The following is a 24,538-nucleotide window of genomic DNA, read 5'->3' as shown; positions in this document are numbered from 1 at the left end:
GTAACAATAAATTGTTGAAAACCTAGTATCTTTCAATTTTATAAAACCAATCTTATTCTATGCTTGTTTATCTGAGGTTATTTAGAGAAAGCTTTTCCTTTGCTATCAACGCATTGCGAAATAATAAGCTTCGTACATTTCTATCACTTCTGGGTATTACTATTGGTATTTTTTCAATTATCGCTGTTTTAGCCGCTGTGGACTCTTTAGATAGAGATATTAAAGAGCAATTGAGTGGTTTGGATAGTAATACGATGTATTTAGCAAAGTTTTCATTTGGACCAACAGATGTGCCTAGGTGGAAGCGTTTACAGTTTCCTGAAGTGTCATATAATGAATACAAGTATTTGAAATCCTCATTATCAGGTGCAGAACATGTGGCCTATCAGTTATTTGTTAGGAGAGAGACTGTAAGATATGAATCAAAATCAGTAAGTAGTGTTAATACGGTTGTGGTAAGTGATGAGTTTGATGATATCCAAGCTTTACAGTTTTCAAAAGGTCGTTTTTATAGTGAGTCAGAATCTAGCACAGGCAAGCCCGTTATTGTCATAGGAGATGAAATTGCCAAATCTCTTTTTGGAGAATTAGAGCCTATTGGAAAGAAAGTCAGACTGTATGGTCAAAAATTCACAGTTATTGGAGTTGTTAAAAAACAGGGTTCAGGATTATTTGGTGATAGTAATGATATTTCCATTTTTTTACCTGCTAATTATGTGAGAAATCGGTATGGTGATAATAATAAAAACATGAATCATATTGTTATTATTAAACCCAAGGATAATGCTGATGTAGCCGAATTAAAAGCAGATGTAATTCAAAAAATGAGAAGTAGGCGAGGTTTGAAACCCGATGAAATAGATTCCTTCTTTATTAGTGTCATCTCTGGTTTACAAGACGCTATAGATGGTATTATTTCTACCCTGAATATTATTGGTTGGGTCATTAGTGGCTTTTCTCTTTTAGTTGGTGGATTTGGTATTGCTAATATTATGTTTGTAAGTGTAAGAGAACGAACAAACCTAATCGGCATTCAAAAATCATTAGGCGCCAAGAATAAATTTATTTTGTTTCAGTTTTTATTCGAAGCGGTGATTTTGTCCCTTTTAGGAGGATTAATAGGTGTCATCATGGTATGGTTAGTCTCTCTTATTGCCAATTCGGCTGTTGAAGATTTTTCTTTTGTCCTCTCATTTACTAATATATTTTTGGGATTTGGATTATCTACTCTAATAGGTTTAATTTCAGGTGTGATTCCTGCTATTTCTGCGTCTCGTTTAGACCCTGTTGAAGCAATACGGACTGGAATGTAGTCTAATAAGAAAAATAAGAGAATTATTGATGTAACAATAATGGTGCAATTGCGTCATATTATTATAATTTTACAAATATCAACCAAGCTATGCTCGTTTATCTTAGGTTATTTAAGGAGAGTTTTTCGTTTGCTATTAATGCATTACGAAATAACAAATTGCGTACATTCTTATCGCTACTAGGAATAACCATAGGTATTTTTTCAATTATAGCTGTACTTGCCGCAGTAGATTCACTAGATAGAAGTATCAAAGATCAGTTAAGTGGTTTAGATAAAAACACAATGTACCTTACCAAATATTCTTTTGGTCCTACAGAAGTTCCTCGATGGCAACGTGAAAATTTTCCTCAGGTAGAGTATAATGATTTTGAATTCATTCAAAGGAATATTACAGATTATGATGCAATGGCCTACGTCATTTTTGGTGGTTCAGAAAACTTGAAATACGAAGCAAATACAGTATCTGGTGTTACGGTAACTCCAGTTTCTAATGGCATTTACGATATTGAAAATTTCAAAGTAGAAAAGGGTCGTTTTTATACCGAATCTGAATCTAATTCTGGTGCTCCTGTAATTGTTTTAGGGAGTGCAACAGCTGTTAACTTATTTGATAATATTAATCCTGTAGGTAAGACCATTCGTGTTTATGGTAGAAAAATGTCGGTGATAGGTGTGTTGAAGAAAGTTGGTAGTGGATTGGGTGACTCTCCAGATGAGCGCGCCTATGTACCAGCTAATTTCGTTAGACGTTTTAAAAATGGTGGTGCCGACGGTTTGCCAGGAGCGGTTATTATTAAACCAAAAAAGAATATTGATTTTGATGCGTTTGAATCGGTATTAAAACAAAAGTACAGAGCTTACAGAGGATTAAAAGCTGATGAGCCTGATAATTTTTTCGTGAATAAGCTATCTGGGCTAACTGATTTTATTGATGGAATTATCGGATTTATGAATGGTGCAGGTTGGGTGATTAGTGGTTTCTCATTACTTGTTGGTGGTTTTGGTATTGCTAATATTATGTTTGTGAGTGTGCGAGAAAGAACTAACCTAATAGGTATTCAAAAATCTTTAGGTGCAAAAAATAAATTTATCCTGTTCCAGTTCTTATTTGAAGCTGTAATTCTTTCAGTTTTAGGAGGATTGATAGGAATAGTTTTGGTATGGCTTGTGTCTCTGGCAGCTACTGCTGCAGTTACTGATTTTGAATTTATACTATCGTTCTATAATATTTTCCTCGGATTCTCTCTGTCTACCTTTATTGGTTTGTTGTCTGGAGTGATTCCTGCATTTTCTGCTTCCAGATTAGATCCTGTTGAAGCTATTAGGACTGGAATGTAACTTATAAAGCAGTCTAGCTTAATATTTCTGCTACTTTTTTACAAACAAATTCTAAAAAACGCTCGTCTTCCGAAGTAAAAGGATCAGGTGTATTGGAATCGATATCGATTTGACCAATATTCTCACCATTAACAAAAATTGGAATCACAATCTCAGCCTTTACAGTAATACTACAAGCAATATAATTGTCCTGAGCTGAAACGTCTGGAACAACAAAATTCTCATTTGAAACTGCTACTTGTCCACAAATTCCTTTTCCGAAGGGGATAATGGTATGATCTGTTGGTGCGCCAACATATGGCCCGAGTTTTAACTCATTCTTGTCTCCATTTTTGAAATAAAAACCAACCCAATTATAGTAATCTATTTGGTTTTCAAGAAGTTCACATATTGAAAGTAATCGCTCATCTACTGTTTTAGAAGTTGTAGATATTATAGTTTCAACTTGAGGTTTGAGGGCTTCGAATGTCATAAGTTTCAAAAATTTTGGTAAAAGTATCTAAAAAGTGCCATTTCTAGATTCATTTTATATAATTTTAACTTCAATGAAAGCACTTCTAACAAAATATAAGTCGGTCGTTACATTTATCCTGACCTTTCTTTCGGTATATTTTGTGTTAACACTTGCCTATAAGTTTTATTTAGATTTTTCTGATGGTTCAAAATACTATCCAGATTATGTGACCAATTTAGTAGCTCAGCAAAGTAAGCTGCTTTTAAATAGCCTGGATTATCGTGTTGAACTTGTTCCACATCCAAATGAGTCTTCCATGAAATTAATCATGAATGAAAAGTTTGTCGCCAGAGTTGTAGAAGGTTGTAATTCGATAAGTGTTATTATTTTATTTGTCTCATTTATTATTGCATTTGCAGGAAAACTGAAATACACTATAATTTATATTTTATCGGGAAGCGTACTTATTTATACGGTCAATTTGATACGAATCGCTATTCTGTCTGTTGGTTTGTATAATTATCCATGGCGACGTGATATTTTGCATACCGTTATTTTCCCCTTGATTATTTACGGCATGGTGTTTCTATTATGGATGTTTTGGGTTAATCGATTTTCAAAACTGAAAAAGAAACATGCGTAATCCAATCATCTACATATTGCTTTTAGTTTTATTTGGGTTATTGGTACTCATTAGAGTTTTTGAGAATGAACTCTTCTATGACCCTTACTTATTGTTTTTTCAAAGTGATTATTTGAGCATGGATTATCCGCGTCGTGAAATATTGAAACTTTCGTTGTATACCACTTTGCGTTATGTGTTAAATTCAGTCATCTCTTTAGGGATCATATACCTGTTTTTTAAAGACAAATCGATAGTTAAGTTTTCGATATTGGTTTATGTAATTGCCTATCTTATCTTAATGGTATTCTTCTTATATTTTGTTATTAATCCAAGTCAAGATGACTATTATTTATTTTTTAATTTTAGAAGGTTTTTAATTCAACCCATTTTTTTATTACTGCTTGTGCCAGCATTCTATTACTACAAGCTTAAGCAGTAACATGTTAATCTTTCATAAAGAAAATGGTTATCATTTCCTTTTTTATAACTTTGCAGTATGTTTAAAGAGGTGTTACATAAACTATTCTCCATGTCGATGACGATACTTTTGTTGATGTCAACGATGTCTTTTACAGTTGAAAAACACTTTTGCGGAAACCATTTAGTGGATGTTGCGGTATTTTCCGAAGTGAAAAAATGTGGAATGCAAATGGCTTCTGATACTGAAAAATCTGTAAATAATGGCTGCTGTAAAGATGAGGTGGAAGTTGTCGAAGGTCAGGACGATTTAAAATCGAATTCAATAGAAAGCCTTGATTTTAATGAGCAGTTTTTAGTAACCTCTTTTTTATTCACTTACAAAAATCTGTTTGAAAGCTTACCAAAACAGATTATCCCACATAAAGATTATTCTCCTCCTAATTTGATTGAAGACATACAGGTTCTCGATCAGGTATTTTTGATTTGATTTTATAATTCACTCCAGAATTTATAATGACTGAGCATTTATCAGTCCAATGTATGGTCAAATTAAAAATAAATCAATGAAATATATAGTAATTATACTATTACTGTTTCCAATGTTTTCAATATCTCAAGATAAGTTAGAAGGTATTGTATTGGAAGCAAATACTAATAACGAAACCCTACCTGTTGTTGGTGCCAACGTCTATTGGCTCAATACGTCAGTTGGAACTTTTACCGATCTTGATGGAAAGTTTAGTGTGTCTTACCAACCAAGCTATAAGCAATTAGTGATTAGCTATGTTGGTTATAAAACAGACACCTTAACCATTACTTCGCCTAAGCCCATAACGCATTATCTTACTCCAACAAGTAGTTTGGATGAAATCACAGTTACAGGTCGAAAGCAAACCACTTCAAAATCGTATTTAAATGCACAAAATGTAAGTACAATTAGTAGTGCCGAATTGCTCAAAGCAGCCTGTTGTAACCTGTCGGAAAGTTTTGAAACCAATCCGTCCATAGATGTTAATTTCTCTGATGCTGTAACGGGAACCCGACAAATTAAAATGTTGGGATTAACTAGTAAGTATATTCTAATTACCACAGAGAATATACCTTCCATACGAGGGGCATCTCAAGCCTATGGATTAAGTTTTATTCCAGGAACTTGGGTGGAGAGTATTCAAATTACCAAAGGTGCCGGAAGTGTTGTTAACGGCTTCGAAAGTATTGCAGGACAAATCAATGCAGAGCTTCAGAAGCCAACAACAGATGATCAACTCTTTGTCAATCTTTATGGTTCAGTAAATGGAAGGCTTGAGCTTAATACACATGTCAACACTAAAGTGAATGAAAAGTGGAGTACAGGTTTATACCTTCATGGGAACCTTAGAGACAAAAAGTTTGATAAAAATGGCGATTCTTTCCTTGATGTACCTATTAAACGACAAGTCAATGTGATGAATCGTTGGCAATACACAAACCCAGAGAAAGGATTCGTGAGTTTTATTAATGTTCGCTATTTAAACGATCAAAATCAAGCAGGTCAAATCGATTTCAATCCAGATACAGATCGGTTGACCACCAATGCCTGGGGAAGTGAAATTGATACCGAACGTTTTGAAATCTCAACCAAGTTTGGTTATGTTAACCCAGAAATTCCATGGCAAAGTCTCGGAATTCAATTTGCATTTAGTACGCATAGTCAGGATTCTTATTTTGGGTTAAACACATACAATAGCAATCACAACAGTGTGTATTCTAATGTCATCTACAATTCTATTATCAGTGATTCGCGACATAAAATCAAAACAGGTCTTGGGTTTACTTACGATCATTATGACGAGTTTGCACTAGATGCTAAATTTGAACGCAGCGAACGATCAGCTGGTGCTTTTTTTGAGTATGCTTATGACAATCTTGATAAGTTAACCTTAACAGCAGGCTTGCGTTTTGATACGCATAATTTGCTAGGTGAATTTATCACACCTCGATTGCATGTTCGATACACACCATGGGGAAAATCAGCTTTACGAGCCTCAGTAGGACGAGGAAAACGGAGTGCGAATATCTTTGCTGAAAATCAAAATATATTTGCTACTTCCAGAACGATTAATATTTTGAATACCAACGGAAATATCTATGGGTTAGATCCTGAAATTGCATGGAATTATGGTGTTTCCTATCTTCAAGGCTTTAATCTCTTCGGAAGAAAAGCAGATGTCACGCTAGATTTTTACAGAACTGATTTTAAGAATCAAGTCGTGATTGACTGGGAAAACCCACAAGAAGTGAACTTCTATAATCTGGAAGGTGATAGCTTTGCAAACAGTTTTCAAATAGAGTTAAACTATAATATGTTTGAACGTTTTGATTTCAGAACGGCATATAAATATTACGATGTTCAAACCGACTATACTTCAGGACGTCTGTCTAAACCGTTAATACCTAGACATCGCTTTTTTGCTAATGCGTCTTATGAAACAGAAGTTTCCGAAGGTGAATTTGCGAAATGGAAATTTGATGTTACTTATAATTGGTTAAGCGAACAACGTTTTGCATCTACCCAATCTAACCCAATAGAATTTAGATTGCCAGAGGAGTCACCTACCATAGGGACATTAAATGCTCAGGTGACTAAAGTGTTTTCTCCTAAATTTGAAGTATATTTAGGAGGTGAAAATATAACAAATGTGAGACAGCCTGATCCTATTTTGGGAGCAAATGACCCTTTTGGATCTAATTTTGATACCACATTTGTATATGGTCCGATTTTTGGAAGTATGTATTACGCAGGATTGCGATTTAAAATAAAATAAAACTGTCATTCAGAGCATGAGCGAAGAATCTTTTTAGAGATTCCTCATTTCATTCAGAATGACAAATTAAAAACAACTATCATGAAAAGAATAATTATAATATTGATGTTATTAGTGGCAACAGCCACTTTTGCTCAAAATAAAAATGCAAAAGCCTCTATGGAGGTTGATGGTGTTTGTTTAATGTGTAAAGAGCGAATTGAGAAAGCGGCAATTAGAACCAAGGGCGTTAAATCTGCTATTTGGAATGTAAAAACACACGAACTTAAATTAATTTTTGATGAACGTAAAACCAATCTGGAAACCATAAGTAAAAAGATAGCTTCAGTAGGTCACGATACCAAAACAATAAAAGCTACAGAGGAAGCTTATAATTCAGTTCATCCTTGCTGTAAGTATAGAGATAAAGAGGTGGTTGATGATCATGAGAATTAATACATCTTTAAAATAGTTAACAAACTATCACAATTTTTAATGCCACGTTCAGTGGCATTAATTTTTATATACAAAGCGCCATTGATACTCTGTAGTATGTTTTTTAACTGCTTTTCATTGCTGTAGCCAAATTTGCCTTGGCGCATGGCATCAAAATCAGAATTGTTGATGATGTATTTACCCAAGTATTCTTTATGAATGATATCTAATCGTTCATAGTCTTTGAGCATGATCTTGTAATCAGAGTAATGGGTTTCGATAGCAGCTTTCAGATCGAAATCATCAATGAGTTTAAAATCCCCTGAATTGATCATAGTTTGGTAAGTGATGTCTTTAGGATGAAAATTAGACGATGTAAATACACTGTAGAGTTTATTCATTGATGTCATCTTTTTTGGATTGTCTGTATTAATCAATGGTAAAACTTCTTTTAAGTTTTGAATTTTAGCTCCAATAGCTGCATAATTGGCTTCTAGATTTTTCTTGTCAACCTCAATATCACTTTTTATACTTTGCAAGTATTGGGTCTTTAGTGCCTCGTCTTTTTTGTTGTCGGCACATTTATTCAGGCTAAAAGCAATAGAGATTCCAACAATAACTATTAGTATTTCTCCTAAAGCATAACGAAGACTTTTTTTCATAATTAGCTAGTTTTCTTAAAGCTAAGAAAATTTATTATAAAAAATTCTTAAGAATCTGCTTTCACTATTAATATTCAAACATTTATGGACTAAATTTCTTACATTTAAGGAAACCTAACGTATGATGACTAAAAAACTACTTTTATCTTTTTTTATATTCGTCTCAATGTCTTCAATGGTGTTTGGGCAGATTGTTTTTCAAGAAACTGTTATTGATTCTACCAATGCCATTGGATTAAGTACAAGTAATCCACTTAGTGCAACATATATTCTGGAAGCTTCTTATTCTGCTGATATAGACAATGATGGTGATGATGATTTAATTCCTTATGCACTTCCGTTAAAATGGATGGAAAATACCGATGGTTTAGGCAGTTTTGATGCTGAACATATTATAGAAACTAATCTAATAAGTTTAAATGCACTTACTTTTGCTGATGTAGATAATGATGGCGATATAGATGTTTTATCTTCTGAACGTACAGAATTAGAAGGGTTTATCGTTTGGTATGAAAACACCAATGGCTTAGGTGTTTTTGGTACTAGACATATCATTTTAAATGATATCAATACGCCTTCTCGCCTTGAGGTTGCTGATGTTGATGGTGATACTGATTTGGATTTGATTTCTGTGAGTTTGGATGGTAAAATAGCTTGGTATGAAAATACAGATGGTTTAGGCGCTTTTGGAGCACAACAGCTTATTGCCTTTGCGTCTTCAGGTCCTACAACACAATATATCGAGATTAGAGCAGAGGACTTTGATGGTGATATGGATAATGATTTGATATTTGCATCAAACGGAAGTCCTGATGAGAAAGGATATTTATTAGAGAATACAGATGGACTCGGGACATTTAGTAGTCCGCAGGAAATTTTTGACATTTTTGGCGGACTCTTCTTTGTAAGAACAGCAGATTTGGATAATGATGGTGATATGGATCTTTTTGGTCTGAACACATGGGACGGTTTGGTTGCCTATAGAAATGATGGTTCAGGAAATTTTACTGGCTACGGAAACGCTTTTAATTCTACTTACGACGGATTTATAGGATTTGCTCAAGCTTTGGATATCGACAACGATAATGATGAAGATCTTGTGGCTTTTGTTAAAGATGAAGATGATACCAACATTGGAGCGCTCGTTTTATTTGAAAATACTGATGGTCAAGGAACCTTTAGTGCCGAACAGGTCATTAGTTCCATTAACTTTACCAAGCCAGGATTTAGGTTTAATATAGCCGATTTTAATGCTGATGGATACGACGATCTTGTATGTTTTTATCTCGATGGTTATGAGTTTAGTTGGAATCAAAATATGTCAGGTTCTGGAAGCTTTGGACCTTCTCAAGAAATTATTAATGATTTAAAAGGCGTTCGAAGTGTGATCTCTGCTGATATCGATAACGATGGGGATACTGATATTATATTTGCAGCAGATGATCATAATAAGATTGGATGGTATGAAAACACAGGTGTTTTTGGGGATTTTGAATCACAAAAAATCCTATCAGCTAATAGTTTTGGAGCTAATAATGTCATTGCAAAAGATATAGATGGTGATGACTTTTTAGATCTGGTGGTCTCTTCAACTATTGATAATAAAATTGAATGGTTACAAAATGATGGCTTCGGAAATTTTACATCTCAAGTTCCTATCTCTACTACTTCAGAGAGTGTAGATCGTATCATGGTAGCCGATTTGGATGGTGATAATGATATGGATATTATAGAACTTGAGTTAGTAGGAAATCATATAGCATGGTACGAAAATTTAGATGGACAAGGTAGTTTTGGAACAGAACAGATTATTGTGGGTAATATAGATGATGCCAGAGATTTTGACATTGGAGATATCGATAATGATGGTGATTTAGATCTTATTTTTAATGAACCTTTATCTTGGGTCATGAATGATGGGTTAGGGAATTTTGGTGCTCCTCAGACCTTTGTTTCTACAAATGATGGTACTGTTATTTTAGCAGATTTAGATAATGATTCAGATTTAGATGTACTTACTAGCGACCCATTTGGATGGTATGAAAATGAAGATGGAGTTGGTGGTTTTGGCGTATTTCAGTTACTTGATGATCAATCATTGTCGACAGATCATATGATGGTCTTAGATATAGATGCAGATGGCGATTTAGATATTATAAATACCTATGCAACGTCTTTGGATAATGAAGATATTAACCTCTACAAGAATTATTCGGGTGTATTTACAGAAGCCATTAATATTGGCGAAACCGATCAAAGAATTAGTTCTATTTTTTCAGAGGATATTGATGCTAACGGATTAATCGATATTATTTACTCCACGAAAAGTACCAGCGATAATGGTAAAATCGCATGGTACAGAAATTTAGGTATTCTAACTAACCAAATAAGTGGAACAATTACTTATGATAGTGATTCTGATGGTTGCGGCCCAAGTGACAATGGTATCTCAAACATATGGGTAGGTTCAGGAGGAGCTGGAGCGTCATTTATTACATTTACAAATCCTGATGGAACATTTGCAACTACGGTTAATCAGGGAGATTTTACAACAGTATTGTCACCTAGTTTGCCAAGTTATTTTACCGTATCTCCTCCATTATACTTTTCAAGCTTTGATGGTGAAAATCAAGTTGACAGCGGCGCAAACTTTTGTGTGGCACCAAACGCCTCAGCAAATGATTTGAATGTGAGTCTATATCCTGTTGGAGAACCACGACCAGGGTTTGACTCAACGTATGAATTGGTTTATAACAATATTGGAACAACAACACTTTCTGGTGCTGTGACCTTAACTTATGATGCCTCTAAAATGCAACTGGTGTCAACGTCTGAAAGTCCAACTACGCAATCGTCTGGCAATCTCAGTTTTGATTATTCCAATTTGACGCCATTTGAAAGTCGATCAATAAGTATAATCCTTAACGTGTTTGCACCTCCTGTGACTAATATTGGTGATGTTTTGGTATCAACAGCCTCTATAAATCCGATTGCAAACGATGTCACAGAAAATGATAATACGTTTGTTTTGGAAGAAACAGTCATTGGAGCTTATGATCCTAACGATATTAGTGTTTTAGAAGGTGATCAAATTCTTTTAGATCAAGCTGATGATTATTTACATTACATCATCCGTTTTCAAAATACGGGTAATGCTGAAGCTATCAATGTTGAGGTAACTAATATAATTGATCCAAAATTAGATGTATTGACCATGCAAGTTGAAAGTTTGAGTCACTCTGGTCGTATCGAAATTGAGGATACTATTCTGGCCAGATTTGTTTTTGAAAATATAGGTTTGCCTGGAGTTTCTCAGGATGAAGCAGGTTCAATAGGTTACATAGCTTATAAGATCAAACCAAAAGCAGGAGCAATGGTTGGAGATGTGTTTACTAATGATGCCGCTATATTTTTTGATTTTAATCCACCAATTTTTACAAATACAGTAAATACTGAAGTTGTTGATGCGCTTTCTGTAGCTGATGTCGACATACAAGATGTTGTGTTGTTCCCAAATCCTTCGTTGGATATCGTTAACATAAAGTCTGTTGCGCCTATCGATGCAATTGTAATAACGGATATTAACGGAAGACAAATAAAAGTCCTTACAACTACTAATGAATTTTCTGTAGTAGATTTAAGTAAAGGCATCTATTTCGTCAAGATTAAATCAGGCAATTCTTCTATTGTAAAGAAATTGATAAAGAACTAACACAACATAAAAAAGCCTTTGATAATTACATCAAAGGCTTTCTATAAAAGTATTTATTTTATGCTTGAGTGAGTAACTCGTCTGCAACGACTCGTTGCTCGCCATTACATCATGCCTGGCATTCCGCCTCCCATTGGTGGCATTCCACCACCTGCAGGAGCTTCTTCTTTAATATCTACTAAAGCACATTCAGTAGTAAGAATCATTCCGGCAACTGATGCTGCATTTTCTAAAGCAATACGTGTTACTTTCTTAGGGTCAATAATTCCAGCTTTTAGCATATCAACATAAGTTTCAGATTTGGCGTCAAAACCAAAGTCTTTCTTACCTTCTAAAACCTTATTGATTACTACAGAACCCTCACCACCAGCATTTTCTACAATGGTACGTAGAGGCGACTCAATTGCTCGGTTTACGATTTGTACACCAGTAGTTTCATCTAAGTTATCAGTTGTTAGTTTTTCAAGTACTTTTTTAGCTCTCACTAAAGCTACTCCACCACCAGCAACAATACCTTCTTCAACTGCTGCTCTTGTAGCATGTAAAGCATCATCAACTCTGTCTTTTTTCTCTTTCATTTCCACTTCAGAAGCAGCACCTACATAAAGTACAGCAACACCTCCAGCTAGTTTTGCTAAGCGTTCTTGGAGCTTTTCTTTATCGTAATCGCTGGTTGTTGTTTCAATTTGAGCTTTGATTTGATTCACTCTTGCTTTGATATCTGAAGATTTCCCAGAACCATTTACAATAGTTGTATTGTCTTTGTCGATCATTACAGATTCAGCAGTACCCAACATTGAAAGATCAGCATTTTCTAGAGAGAATCCTCTTTCTTCAGAAATCACTGTTCCGCCAGTTAATATCGCAATATCTTCAAGCATTGCTTTTCGGCGATCACCAAATCCAGGTGCTTTTACTGCGGCGATTTTTAAACCACCACGTAATTTATTGACTACTAAAGTTGCTAAGGCTTGTCCTTCAACATCTTCGGCAACAATTAACAATGGGCGACCAGATTGTGCTACTGGCTCTAATATTGGGAGAATCTCTTGTAAGTTAGAGATCTTTTTGTCAAATAATAAAATATATGGATTTTCAAGATCAGCAATCATTTTGTCAGAATCTGTCACAAAATAAGGTGATAGGTAACCTCTGTCAAACTGCATTCCTTCAACAACATCAACATAAGTATCAGTTCCTTTAGCTTCCTCTACAGTAATCACACCCTCTTTTCCAACTTTACCAAAGGCTTGTGCGATTAATTCGCCAATAGTATCATCATTATTAGCTGAAATTGAAGCGACCTGTTTGATCATTTCAGAAGAGTTACCAACTTTTTTAGACTGCTTGTCTAAGTTTTCAGTAATGGCTTCAACGGCTTTGTCAATACCACGTTTTAAATCCATTGGATTTGCACCTGCAGCTACGTTTTTCAATCCTTCTTTTACAATTGACTGAGCTAATACAGTTGCTGTAGTTGTTCCGTCACCAGCAAGATCATTAGTTTTAGAAGCCACTTCTTTAACCATTTGGGCTCCCATATTTTCAAGCTCGTTTTCTAATTCAATTTCTTTTGCAACAGAAACACCATCTTTAGTTACTTGAGGTGCTCCAAATGATTTACTGATAATTACATTACGTCCCTTAGGTCCTAATGTTACTTTAACTGCATTAGCTAATGCATCTACACCACGTTTTAATCCGTCACGTGCTTCAATATCAAATTTTATATCTTTTGCCATATTTTTATGTTTTAGCTTTTAGCTTTTAGCTAAAAGAATAAGTTATTTAATAGTTTTTATATGAATAGAGCTAAAGGCTAATAGCCAGAAGCCTAATACTGTTTATACAATTGCTAATATGTCACTTTCGCGCATGATGAGGTAATCTTTACCATCTAATTTTAATTCTGTTCCTGCATACTTTCCGTAGAGAACAGTGTCACCAGATTTGACAGTCATTGGCTCATCTTTTGTGCCTTTACCAACAGCAACAACTTTTCCTTTTTGTGGTTTTTCTTTAGCGTTGTCTGGAATAATAATTCCCGAAGCTGTTTTAGTTTCAGCTTCCATAGGTTCTATAAGAACTCTATCTGCTAATGGTTTAATGTTTAAGCTCATTGTTATGTATGTTTTTAATTAAAAATTTATTGTTAACGCTAAAGCGTTGTGCTAAAAATGTGCCAGCTATATTGAGACTGACAAAGTTGCAGAAATAAAAAATGCCAACTTTAAAGCTGGCATTTAGTATAGGTTTATCTGTATGCTATAAATTAACCTCCAATAGTGTCTATTGGTGTTGCAGCATCTTGTGTGTTGTCACTTGAAGGAATCGCTGGAGTTGTTGTTTGTGTTTCATTTCCATTAATCACTTTAGATTCGGCTGATCCACCTGCACCAGGAATAGCAAAGTTAGATGCTAATATTAATGCTAATAGTAAAGTGGCTAGAGCCCACGTACTTTTATCTAAAAAGTCTGTTGTTTTTTTAACACCACCTAATTGCTGTGTGCCACCACCACCAAATGATGAAGATAATCCTCCACCTTTAGGGTTTTGTACCATGACAACTACCACTAGTAAAAAAGATACTATGACGATTAGGATTAAAAATATAGTAAACGTATTCATTAGTTCTGTGTATTATTTTCTTGTAATTCTTTTACCGCTTTAATTTGGTCTGCAAAGAAACCACTTTTTTCTGGATATTTCAAACTTAATACTTTATAAGATTGAATTGCCTTTTCGTAATTGTGTTGCTCTAGGTAAATTCTGGCTAAAGTCTCTGTCATGAGTCCGTCATGAGCCACTTTATCCTGAGTCTCTAAATTGACTTTTGGTGTATCTTTAGAAGGTATAATCTTAGGGTTGCTTTCTAAAAACTTATCAATAAGCTCAAATTTCCTGTTCACTGTACTTAAACTGGTCTCATGGGTGTCTTCCTTCTCTTCGGAAATTGGCTCTGTTTCACTACGGTCTATAGGTTTAAAACTCGTGATCTTGAGCCATTCTGAAAACGAATGCGTTTCTTCTTTGTCAAACTCTAGAGGTTTTCCAATTTGTAGTTTTTCTTCAGGAGTTTCTTCGATATGTTTTGCATCTATATCGATGATGACTTGCTCAGGTGTGTGATCAGGAAGCGATAAGAAGTGCGCTACTTCTTCAGGTTTTATCTTTTGCTCAAATAGATTTGGATCCAGAACACCTTCAGTATTTTTAATGTGTTCTTTTAAAGCGTCATCAATAGTGACACTTCTATCTACCGAAATATCATCAGCCTCATTAACTGTGATGGTTTTGAGATGTTCAGAGTTTTTTTTGATAACCTGAGAGATCTCATTTTGATTGAATGTTTCTGAAGTAATATAATCAAACAGAATACTTCTATCTGTAGTATAAGCTGCGGTTGTTTTTAATTCCTGATTATACTTATAACTTTCTTTACTTTTAAGCCCTTTAAGGTATAATGCTCGTGCTGATTGAAAATACGGATACTTCAGTGTGAGATTGTGCAATGCAGTTGTTTGCTCACCAGTAATGTTTTGAGGGTTTTGAAGTATGTATGTGAAATCTGCGTTATTCATCTACCATTTTGCTAAAGTTGCATTAAAAATATCCTGAGTGAGACGTTCAAAGATCTCTTCGTGAGCCGTTTCTTTTTGAGCACCAGTTAGCAACTCACTTCCAGCGTAATCATAGAAAAAAGAGAAGCGTTGTTCAAACTCTTCATCAGGTTCGTTTTTATCATAAAAGCGCACATTTACTGCTACTGTTAATCTGTTTTGAGCTGCTCTGCTGTTGGCCTGAGCAGTTTGAGGAGAAATGCGATACTCAATAATTTCTCCTTCATAAACCAAATCACCATTGGTGTTGGTAAGACTCAAACTTGTTTGATTTTGAATGAGTTCCTGAAGTGCTATAGTGAAATCACGATCAAAACCTGGTTCAATTAGATTGGCAGTGTTTTGGAAGTAATTTACTTGAAACGTATCAGCATCAATATTCTGAACACCTGTAAATGAATATGGCCCACAACTAAATATGGTAAAGCAAACTAGTAAAAAGAGGTGCTTTAGAGATTTCATGTTTAAGATGCTTCGACTGCGCTGAGTATGACATTTAGTTTTCATTGTTTAATACGTATTAGGACGTTTCATTGTAATAAACGCATAAATTTTTCCACCTTCAATAGTAAAGGATGTGGTAATTAATCGATAACCTTGATAGTGTTTTTCGTTTATTAGGTCTTCAGCTTCTTTTCTGATAGCTTCAGAGCTGTTTGGACCAAACGTCATTCTCAGTCTAAATATTTCTACTGCTCGCATAAACTTTTGTTAAAGATCGTATTGTTTAATTTTTCTATATAATGTGCGTTCGCTTATACCTAATTCGGCAGCTGCTAACTTACGCTTTCCTTGGTGGCGTTCCAAAGATTTTTTAATCAGTTCTAATTCTTTGTCTTGTAAAGATAGGGTTTCTTCTTCCTCTATTTCTTCAGCAAAATGATATTTGTCCTGATTTTTATCTTCAGGATCGTAATGGTCTTCGGTTTGCTCAGGAATAGCTAGTATTTCTAGATCTTCAAATGATTCTGAAGTTGATTCCTTTTGAGGTGTGCCGTATATCTTTTCAATCAAACCTTCATTGTCTTTTTGTACGTCTGAAACATTGCCGCTTTTCATCAATTCCATAGTGAGTTTCTTAAGGTCATTGAGGTCACTTTTCATATCAAAAAGAACTTTGTATAAGATCTCACGTTCATTACTGAAATCGCTTTCTGCTTTTGAAGCATTGACCACAGCTGGAAGATTACTGCCTCCGCTTGGTAGATAACCTTGTAATGTTGCAGCGCTAATGGTTCGGTTTTGTTCTAATACTGAAATTTGCTCTGCTACATTTCGCAACTGACGAATATTTCCATTCCAACGGTGTTTTTGTAGCATATTAACAGCATCATCCGTGAGTTTTATGGTTGGCATTTTGTATTTAAGCGCAAAGTCACTGGCAAATTTTCTGAATAATAAGTGAATATCATCTTTGCGTTCCCGAAGTGGTGGAAGATTGATATCAATAGTACTTAATCTGTAATACAAATCTTCACGAAACTTTTCTTTTTTAATGGCGTCAAACATATTAACGTTTGTTGCTGCAACAATTCTTACATTGGTTTTTTGAACTTTACTCGAACCTACTTTGATAAATTCGCCATTTTCAAGAACACGTAGTAAACGTACTTGAGTGGTGAGTGGTAATTCGCCAACTTCATCTAAGAAAATGGTACCGCCATCGGCGACTTCAAAATAGCCCGAACGCGTTTGTGTGGCTCCTGTAAAGGCACCTTTCTCGTGACCAAATAATTCGCTATCAATCGTTCCTTCAGGTATCGCACCACAGTTTACAGCAATATACTTGCCGTGTTTACGATGAGATAATTGGTGTATGATCTTCGGAATACTTTCTTTTCCAACACCACTTTCACCAGTAACTAATACTGAAATATCAGTTGGTGCCACCTGAATTGCTTTTTCAATGGCTCGGTTGAGTTTTGGATCGTTTCCTATAATTCCGAAACGTTGTTTTATGGCTTGAATGGATTCCATGTGTTTCTTTCTTTATTAATTGTCCTTAGAATATCCGAGTGCTGTACCAATAAGAGTTGCGCTGGTGCAATCGGTTACTTTTACTTTGACCAGATCGCCTATGTTGTAGTGTTCCTTCGGAAATACTGCAACTATATTTTGTGAGGTGCGTCCAGACCATTGTTGGTCTGATTTTTTTGACTCACGCTCGATCAGCACTTCAACAATAGTGTCTAAATATTCTTTGGTTCTAATTTCACTATGATCACGTTGACGTTGGACGATTTCGGCTAATCGACGTTTCTTAGTCTCTTCAGGAACGTCATCTTCCATTTTTCTGCCAGCTAATGTTCCTGGTCGTTCAGAATAGGTAAACATATACCCGAAATTGTACTTAACATAGTCCATCAAACTTAAGGTATCCTGATGATCTTCTTCCGTTTCCGTAGGAAAACCGGCAATTAGATCCTGACTAATAGCACATTCTGGAAGGATACGTCTAATATTATCGATAAGTTCAAAATATTCTTCTCGCGTATGCAAGCGGTTCATTTCTTTAAGAATACGATTGCTTCCGCTTTGCACAGGTAAATGAATATGTTTGCAGATATTATCATATTTTGCCATGGTTTCAATAACATCCAGTGTCAAATCTTGCGGATTAGATGTAGAAAAACGAATGCGCATGTTTGGCTGTGCCTTGGCGCATAACTCTAGGAGTTGCGCAAAGTTAACTGCAGTTGCTTTTTGCATCTCTGTGGCATTGACAAAATCTTTTTTGAGTCCGCCACCATACCATAAATAGCTATCTACATTCTGACCTAAAAGCGTGATTTCTTTGTAACCTTTAGCCCACAAATCATTAACTTCTTCAATAATACTTTGCGGATCTCGACTTCGTTCACGACCGCGTGTAAATGGAACCACACAGAACGTACACATATTATCACAGCCTCTGGTTATGGAAACAAATGCAGTAACACCATTGCTATTTAATCTAACAGGAGAAATGTCGCCATAAGTTTCTTCTTTTGAGAGAATAACATTAATAGCATCTCTACCTTCATCCACTTCAGCTATTAGATTTGGTAGATCTTTATAAGCGTCTGGACCAACAACAAGGTCAACAATCTTTTCTTCTTCTAGGAATTTTGTTTTTAATCGTTCGGCCATACAGCCAAGAACACCAACCTTCATTTTTGGGTTGATACGTTTTACAGCATTGTATTTTTCAAGACGTTTTCTAACAGTTTGTTCGGCTTTATCACGAATTGAGCAGGTGTTAACCAAAACGAGGTCTGCATCTTCAAGACTTTGTGTGGTATTAAAACCTTCATTAGAAAGTATAGAAGCAACAATTTCGCTATCGCTAAAATTCATAGCACAGCCATAGCTTTCTATAAATAACTTACGAGTATTGCCTTTTTTTTGTTCTAATACTAGGCTTTCACCTTGTTTATTTTCATCTATTGTTTTCTCCATAAATCTCAGAAAGTCTTATTATATCAATAAGCATACAAAGATAGTATAATTTTAAGTAATCTGACAAAGTGTCAGTGTGTTATTTTTCTTAATTAGAATAGTTACATTTGATTAATACATAAATTAAATCATATGACTTTTCAAAACATTCAACATAAAATTAGGAACGCTCAACATTTAGATTTTGGAAAAATTCTGGATTTCTCAATTAAGTTATTCAAAGAAATGTGGTTAAAGGGATTTTTGATGATTTTAGTTCTAATGATTTTCGGAGGAATAATATCATTTTTACTTGTGACTATTGGACTTATTCCAAATCCTTATGATGTGAATTTGAATGAGGAGTTTAGTCTTTTTGGTTTTTACGGAAGCAGTGCAATTGATAATATCCTTCAAACATTAATTTTAACCCCCTTTTCTTTAGGGATGTTAGCAGGATTTTACAGAATGTGTAGGCAAGTTGATTTAAAGGAAACGCAAAATGGAGATATGTTTTATTTTTTTAGAGGTGAACACCTCAAAAGAGTATTTGTACTTGGACTCATTTATGCCTTAATAGCTTCTGTAGCTCAAGCATTATTTTTGATTCCATATTTATATGCTTTTATTCCGCTGTCATTTTTTTCTATTGTTTTTGCCAATAACCCAGAATTGACTGAGACTGAGATTGTAAAATTAAGTTTCAATTTAGGAACTAAGAAGTGGCTTATAACTTTTGGGTCAATGTTTGTCACGGGAATATTGGGAATGCTAGGGATAATAGCTTGCGGAATAGGATTACTATTTACAATTTCTATAGTCTATCTACCTGTGTATTTTATATATCGTGATGTTGTAGGTTTTGAAGATGAGGATGAAATTCAATACATAGGAGAAATCCAAGACCTGTGACGCAACCATTTCAAGAGTTTTGCATCTACATATAAAGAATCACTTTATGAGAACCGTTAAAATTGTTACAACCTGTATTTGTTTTGCTTTACTATTAATGAATACACAATGTGATGAGGATAATACCATTGATAGTCCTTGTGATCAAATTGCTATTATAGATAACGCTTTTTATCAATCGGCTGAATCAGACGAATTCAGTGTGGTGGATGTAGTGATCAACGATAATTGTTTAAGTATTGATATTTCAGCTAGTGGCTGTGATGGTAATACCTGGAGTATGGTGTTAGTTGACTCTGGTGATATTGCTGAATCATCGCCACCACAACGGTTTTTAAAACTCGTGTTTACTAACGATGAAGACTGCTTAGCTGTAATTGGTCAGGAACGTTCATTTGATCTCTCGCCATTGCAAACTAATGATGAGAATGAGGTGATATTACATATTGAAGGCTTCACAGAATCTATCACATATACCTACAATTAAATCAGTTAAAATGAAAAAATTAACCTTATTTCTAACCGTAATACTGCTTTGGTCCTGTAACAGTGATGATAAGCAATATGAAACATTTAACATTGCTATTCCTGAAACCATGAGTAAAGTTGAATGGCGAACAGCAGTAGAAGTTCAGGCTCCTAAACCTATTTTAGATGTTGGAAAGATTTATGCCTATCAGGATTTGATTTTTATCAATGAAAGATTTAAAGGCGTCCATATATTTGATAATAGTGATCCGCTATCACCTCAGGCTGTAAGTTTTATTAATATTCCTGGTAATGAGGATATTTCTGTTAAAGACGATTATTTATTTGCTGATAGTGCCATTGATTTATTAGTATTTGATATTTCAAATGTCAATACCATTACTGAAGTTGAACGTTTGCAGGAAGTGTTTACAGTATATGATTATCAAATACCAAATGACGCTGCAGGTGCTGATTTTAGTAATTTCGACAGAGAAACCCAAGTGATTGTTGGCTGGTCCATTGAAGAAAGACGAGAGGAGGTAAGCAATTCAGTAGATGTATTTTTTCCAAATGATGCAGGTGCATTTGAAAGCGGTGATGTTGGAGTAGGTGGGTCTTTAGCGCGTTTTCAAATTGTAGAAGACTACTTATATACTGTAGGTGTCAATGAGATGAATGTTTTTGATATTTCTAGTTTGTCACAACCTAATCTGGTTCAGACCAATTATGCTGGTTGGGAGATAGAAACTATGTTCCATGCAGATGGTTATTTGTATTTGGGAGGGTCAAACGGAATGTTTATTCATAGTATAGAAAACCCTGCAGCTCCACAGTTTCTGTCTGAGTTTAGTCATTGGCAAGGATGTGATCCAGTAGTTGTTGATGGCGATTATGCGTATTTAACACTAAGAGGTGGTAATGAATGTGGTCAAGAATTAAGTGTGTTAGAAGTTATTGACGTGAGTGATAAATATTATCCAACTCTAGTTGCACAGCATATGATGGATAGTCCTTACGGTCTTGGATTTAAAGATAATCGCTTATTTGTTTGTGATGGTGCTTCTGGGTTAAAAGTTTTTGATAAAACCAATCCTTTAGATCTTGAATTACTTGAGATATTTGATAATGTTGAAGGCAGAGATATTATTCCTTTAGAAGATCGTTTACTTATGATTTCGGCTAATGCTTTATATCAATATGAATATGATGCTGAAAATTCTATTCAACTCTTAAGTACACTTATTCTAAATTAACTAATTCTAGTTTTAAACTACCAAATATAATGCTAAAGAAGAACCTTGTATATCTCATCCTAAGTCTTTTGCTTTTTAGTTGTAATTCTGACGATGATACAGCAGAAGAGGTGTGCGGTGATTCAATTATAATCGATGCAACGTTATTTCAACTAGACTCTCCAAGTAATTTTGATATCATTGATGCAGAGATTACAGATGATTGTATAGCCATTACTATTTTTGCTAGTGGATGTGATATGTCCACATGGCAAGCAGATCTTGTTACCGACGGATTACAAACAGATTCAACACCTCCTTATAGATTGCTACGTTTAAATTTTTCGAGTCAGGAACCATGTGAAGCAGGGTTTCTTAAAACCTATCAGTTTTATTTAGGTAATGAAACCCAAACCGTAATATATTCTCTCGAGGATTGGGACGAACAATTAATTCACAATGAATAATTTTAATTTTGAAAATATAAAAATAGCTTGAAGGATTTCAGGCTTTTTTTATGACAAAAACATAGATAAATGCATCTGTTTTTCAGATAAAATACAATCGAAATGTATTAAAATTAGGAAGATAATTTATTTTTAACATACATTTGTAGCCTCAAAAAATCATATATGCCGAAGAATTTAGTCATTGTAGAGTCACCTGCAAAAGCCAAAACCATAGAGAAATTTCTTGGAAAAGATTTCAAAGTAGAATCTAGTTTTGGTCACATTGCAGATTTGCCTTCAAAGGAATTAGGAGTTGATGTCGATGGAGATTTTAAACCTAAATATCAGGTTTCAAAAGACAAGAAAGATGTTGTTAAAAAACTGAAAGATCTTGCTAAAAAAGCCGAAATGGTTTGGTTAGCTAGTGATGAGGATCGAGAAGGGGAAGCTATTGCATGGCATCTTGCTGAAACGCTGGGTTTAGATAAAGCAAAAACAAAACGTATCGTATTTCATGAGATTACAAAATCGGCAATTAAGAAAGCCATTGAGAATCCAAGAGGAATAGATTATGATTTGGTTGATGCACAACAGGCACGGCGTGTACTGGATAGAATAGTAGGATATGAATTATCTCCAATCTTATGGAGAAAAGTAAAAGGCGGTCTTTCTGCAGGTCGTGTGCAATCGGTTTCTGTTAGATTAATTGTGGAACGCGAACGTGAAATTCAAGATTTCAAGCCGAAGGCATCCTATAGGATTGATGCTGAGTTCTCTAATGAGGACGGACAAACATTTAAGGCGAAACTTCCGAAGAATTTTTCAACTAAAGAGGAGGCCTATAAATTTCTGGAGTCAAACGCAAATGCCGATTTTAAAGTTGCTAACCTCGAGAAAAAACCTGCTAAGAAATCACCTGCAGCACCATTTACAACTTCTACACTACAACAGGAGGCCTCAAGAAAATTAGGGTTTTCAGTTAGTAGAACAATGAGTAATGCGCAACGTTTATATGAAGCTGGATTAATTACCTATATGAGAACAGATAGTGTCAATCTTTCTGATGAAGCTCGTAAAGGAGCGCAAGCCGAGATTGAAGATGCTTATGGTTCTAAATTTAGTAAACCAAGAAATTATAAAGGGAAATCTAAAGGCGCACAAGAAGCTCACGAAGCAATTAGACCAACCGATTTTAAGAGACATTCTGTCAATATAGAAAGAGATCAAGCACGTTTATATGATTTAATCTGGAAGCGTGCCATAGCATCTCAAATGAGTGATGCAGAATTAGAGCGAACCAATGTAAAGATAGCAGCAACAACACATAAAGAAACATTTACAGCTAATGGAGAGGTCATTACTTTTGAAGGATTTTTAAAAGTATACCTTGAAGGAACAGACGATGAAGATGTTGAGCAAGAAGGAATGTTGCCTGCCATGAAAGTCAACGAAACCTTATTGAATAGTTACATTACAGCAACCGAACGTTTTTCACGTGCACCATATAGATATACTGAAGCCTCTCTTGTAAAACAGTTAGAAGAGTTAGGTATTGGTAGACCATCAACATATGCGCCAACAATTTCAACAATTCAAAATAGAAACTACATAGAAAAAGGTTCTAATGAAGGTGTGGAGCGTGAGTATTCTCAATTGTTACTTCAGCAAGGGCAGCTTACTGATAAAACATTGACGGAGAAAGTGAATAGTGATAAAGGTAAATTAGTGCCTACAGATATCGGAATGATTGTAACTGATTTTCTTGTAAATCACTTCGGAAGTATTTTAGATTATAATTTTACTGCGAAAGTTGAAGCAGATTTTGATGAAATTGCCGAAGGTAAAGAAGACTGGACTAAAATGATGAAAGATTTTTACAAAGGCTTTCATCCTAGGGTTGAAGACGTTGCTGAAAATGCCGAACGTGAATCTGGAGAACGTATTTTGGGTGTAGATCCTAAAACCGGAAAGCAAGTGAGTGTACGTTTAGGGAAGTTTGGACCAATGGTTCAAATAGGAACCGTAGATGACGAAGAAAAACCTCAATTTGCAAGTTTGTCTCCAGATCAGCAGTTAACCACAATTACTTATGAGGAAGCAATGGATCTCTTTAAGTTACCCAAGCAATTAGGAACTTACGAAGGTGAGCCTGTTGAGGTCAACAATGGTCGTTTCGGACCTTATGTGAAATTTGGGAAAAAATTCGTGTCACTTCCGGCTGGTACAAATCCAATGGATGTGGAAATGGAACTTGCAATAGAACTTATCAAAGAAAAGCAAAAAGCAGATGCACCTATATATATGTATCAGGATTTACCTGTGCAAAAAGGTAAAGGACGTTTTGGACCATTTATAAAATGGAACAATATGTTTATCAATGTCAATAAGAAATACGACTGGGATAATTTATCAGATAGTGATATTGTGGAGTTGATTGAGGATAAGATTCAAAAGGAAAAAGATAAGCTTATTCATCATTGGGAAGAGGAAGGTATTCGCGTTGAAAAAGCAAGATGGGGAAGACATAACGTTATTAAAGGAAAAATAAAAGTTGAGCTTCCAAAAACAGTTGATGTTTCAGAAATGACTTTAGAAGAAGCGAAAGCGCATATTGAAAAGAAATCCCCTAAGAAAAAGACAGCTGCTAAAAAGAAAACCACAAAAAAGAAAGCGACCACTAAAAAATAACAAT

General features: G+C 35.0%; 23 protein-coding genes. 13 read left to right on the top strand and 10 right to left on the bottom strand.

The features are described 5' to 3' along the window. The first annotated feature begins 59 nt into the window (after positions 1-59). Both Q0951_RS12165 and Q0951_RS12160 read left to right on the top strand, forming a co-directional pair. Entirely contained in the window at positions 60-1,313 is a 1,254-nt protein-coding gene (locus Q0951_RS12165; protein WP_299337214.1) for an ABC transporter permease, read from the top strand. 89 nt (positions 1,314-1,402) lie between these two features. Then, positions 1,403-2,653: an ABC transporter permease gene (locus Q0951_RS12160; protein WP_299337212.1), complete on the top strand. Its 1,251-nt coding sequence runs from the start codon at positions 1,403-1,405 to the stop codon at positions 2,651-2,653. 13 nt (positions 2,654-2,666) lie between these two features. On the opposite strand, the gene Q0951_RS12155 is transcribed toward Q0951_RS12160, so the two are convergent. Next, complete coding sequence (locus tag Q0951_RS12155) at positions 2,667-3,125, bottom strand: GAF domain-containing protein (protein WP_299337210.1); 459 nt, start codon at positions 3,123-3,125, stop codon at positions 2,667-2,669. 73 nt (positions 3,126-3,198) lie between these two features. Here Q0951_RS12155 and xrtF point away from each other — a divergent pair, with 73 nt between their 5' ends. From xrtF to Q0951_RS12130, 5 genes are all read left to right on the top strand, one after another. Further along, positions 3,199-3,750, top strand: a complete 552-nt coding sequence (xrtF, locus tag Q0951_RS12150) for an exosortase family protein XrtF (protein WP_367179761.1) — start codon at positions 3,199-3,201, stop codon at positions 3,748-3,750. Then, on the top strand, positions 3,743-4,171 hold the full coding sequence (locus tag Q0951_RS12145; protein ID WP_299337208.1) for an exosortase F system-associated protein: 429 nt from the start codon (positions 3,743-3,745) through the stop codon (positions 4,169-4,171). The genes xrtF and Q0951_RS12145 overlap by 8 nt, the downstream gene beginning before the upstream one ends. 96 nt (positions 4,172-4,267) lie before the next feature. Beyond that, positions 4,268-4,639: a hypothetical protein gene (locus tag Q0951_RS12140; RefSeq protein WP_299337207.1), complete on the top strand. Its 372-nt coding sequence runs from the start codon at positions 4,268-4,270 to the stop codon at positions 4,637-4,639. Positions 4,640-4,715: 76 nt separating this feature from the next. Next, the gene (locus Q0951_RS12135; RefSeq protein WP_299337205.1) at positions 4,716-6,956 is read left to right on the top strand and encodes a TonB-dependent siderophore receptor; all 2,241 of its coding nucleotides are present in this window, start codon (positions 4,716-4,718) and stop codon (positions 6,954-6,956) included. 81 nt (positions 6,957-7,037) lie between these two features. Further along, entirely contained in the window at positions 7,038-7,391 is a 354-nt protein-coding gene (locus tag Q0951_RS12130) for a heavy-metal-associated domain-containing protein (RefSeq protein WP_299337203.1), read from the top strand. Here Q0951_RS12130 and Q0951_RS12125 read toward each other — a convergent pair. Next, positions 7,388-8,032: a DUF6090 family protein gene (locus tag Q0951_RS12125; RefSeq protein ID WP_299337202.1), complete on the bottom strand. Its 645-nt coding sequence runs from the start codon at positions 8,030-8,032 to the stop codon at positions 7,388-7,390. The two genes, Q0951_RS12130 and Q0951_RS12125, sit on opposite strands and share 4 nt — an antisense overlap. A 121-nt stretch (positions 8,033-8,153) precedes the next feature. On the opposite strand from Q0951_RS12125, the gene Q0951_RS12120 reads away from it, so the two are divergent. Then, positions 8,154-11,744 carry a T9SS type A sorting domain-containing protein gene (locus tag Q0951_RS12120; RefSeq protein WP_299337201.1) on the top strand — a complete coding sequence of 1,197 codons (3,591 nt, stop codon included), beginning with the start codon at positions 8,154-8,156 and terminating at the stop codon, positions 11,742-11,744. A gap of 104 nt (positions 11,745-11,848) precedes the next feature. Here the strand turns inward: Q0951_RS12120 and groL are convergent, their stop codons facing one another. From groL to miaB, 8 genes are all read right to left on the bottom strand, one after another. Beyond that, on the bottom strand, positions 11,849-13,486 hold the full coding sequence (gene groL / locus Q0951_RS12115) for a chaperonin GroEL (protein ID WP_299337200.1): 1,638 nt from the start codon (positions 13,484-13,486) through the stop codon (positions 11,849-11,851). 102 nt (positions 13,487-13,588) lie between these two features. After that, on the bottom strand, positions 13,589-13,864 hold the full coding sequence (gene groES / locus Q0951_RS12110; RefSeq protein ID WP_299337199.1) for a co-chaperone GroES: 276 nt from the start codon (positions 13,862-13,864) through the stop codon (positions 13,589-13,591). A gap of 152 nt (positions 13,865-14,016) precedes the next feature. Next, positions 14,017-14,373: a preprotein translocase subunit SecG gene (gene secG / locus Q0951_RS12105; protein WP_299337198.1), complete on the bottom strand. Its 357-nt coding sequence runs from the start codon at positions 14,371-14,373 to the stop codon at positions 14,017-14,019. Continuing rightward, a complete protein-coding gene (locus Q0951_RS12100) occupies positions 14,373-15,326 on the bottom strand; it encodes a hypothetical protein (protein WP_299337197.1) in 954 nt (317 codons plus the stop codon). Before Q0951_RS12100 ends, secG begins: the two co-directional genes overlap by 1 nt. Next, positions 15,327-15,827, bottom strand: coding sequence for an LptE family protein (locus Q0951_RS12095; protein ID WP_299337196.1), 501 nt, complete (start codon positions 15,825-15,827; stop codon positions 15,327-15,329). It lies immediately after the preceding gene. 48 nt (positions 15,828-15,875) lie between these two features. Then, complete coding sequence (locus Q0951_RS12090) at positions 15,876-16,067, bottom strand: hypothetical protein (RefSeq protein WP_299337195.1); 192 nt, start codon at positions 16,065-16,067, stop codon at positions 15,876-15,878. Positions 16,068-16,076: 9 nt separating this feature from the next. Continuing rightward, positions 16,077-17,342, bottom strand: a complete 1,266-nt coding sequence (locus tag Q0951_RS12085; RefSeq protein ID WP_299337194.1) for a sigma-54-dependent Fis family transcriptional regulator — start codon at positions 17,340-17,342, stop codon at positions 16,077-16,079. A 15-nt stretch (positions 17,343-17,357) separates the two neighbouring features. Beyond that, positions 17,358-18,803, bottom strand: coding sequence for a tRNA (N6-isopentenyl adenosine(37)-C2)-methylthiotransferase MiaB (miaB, locus tag Q0951_RS12080; RefSeq protein ID WP_299337193.1), 1,446 nt, complete (start codon positions 18,801-18,803; stop codon positions 17,358-17,360). A gap of 132 nt (positions 18,804-18,935) precedes the next feature. Between miaB and Q0951_RS12075 the strand changes: the two genes are divergently transcribed. The 5 genes from Q0951_RS12075 to topA all read left to right on the top strand — a co-directional run bounded on the left by Q0951_RS12075 (position 18,936) and on the right by topA (position 24,534). Beyond that, complete coding sequence (locus Q0951_RS12075) at positions 18,936-19,694, top strand: hypothetical protein (protein WP_299337192.1); 759 nt, start codon at positions 18,936-18,938, stop codon at positions 19,692-19,694. A gap of 46 nt (positions 19,695-19,740) precedes the next feature. Further along, positions 19,741-20,181 carry a hypothetical protein gene (locus tag Q0951_RS12070; protein ID WP_299337191.1) on the top strand — a complete coding sequence of 147 codons (441 nt, stop codon included), beginning with the start codon at positions 19,741-19,743 and terminating at the stop codon, positions 20,179-20,181. Positions 20,182-20,191: 10 nt separating this feature from the next. Next, positions 20,192-21,418, top strand: coding sequence for a hypothetical protein (locus tag Q0951_RS12065; protein ID WP_299337190.1), 1,227 nt, complete (start codon positions 20,192-20,194; stop codon positions 21,416-21,418). A gap of 29 nt (positions 21,419-21,447) precedes the next feature. Next, entirely contained in the window at positions 21,448-21,864 is a 417-nt protein-coding gene (locus tag Q0951_RS12060; RefSeq protein WP_299337189.1) for a hypothetical protein, read from the top strand. 165 nt (positions 21,865-22,029) lie between these two features. Beyond that, the gene (gene topA, locus Q0951_RS12055) at positions 22,030-24,534 is read left to right on the top strand and encodes a type I DNA topoisomerase (protein ID WP_299337188.1); all 2,505 of its coding nucleotides are present in this window, start codon (positions 22,030-22,032) and stop codon (positions 24,532-24,534) included. Positions 24,535-24,538 lie beyond the last annotated feature (4 nt).

This window comes from uncultured Psychroserpens sp., assembly GCF_947501425.1.
In the GTDB taxonomy this organism is placed as follows: domain Bacteria; phylum Bacteroidota; class Bacteroidia; order Flavobacteriales; family Flavobacteriaceae; genus Psychroserpens.
This window is presented reverse-complemented; position numbering and strand designations above follow the sequence as displayed.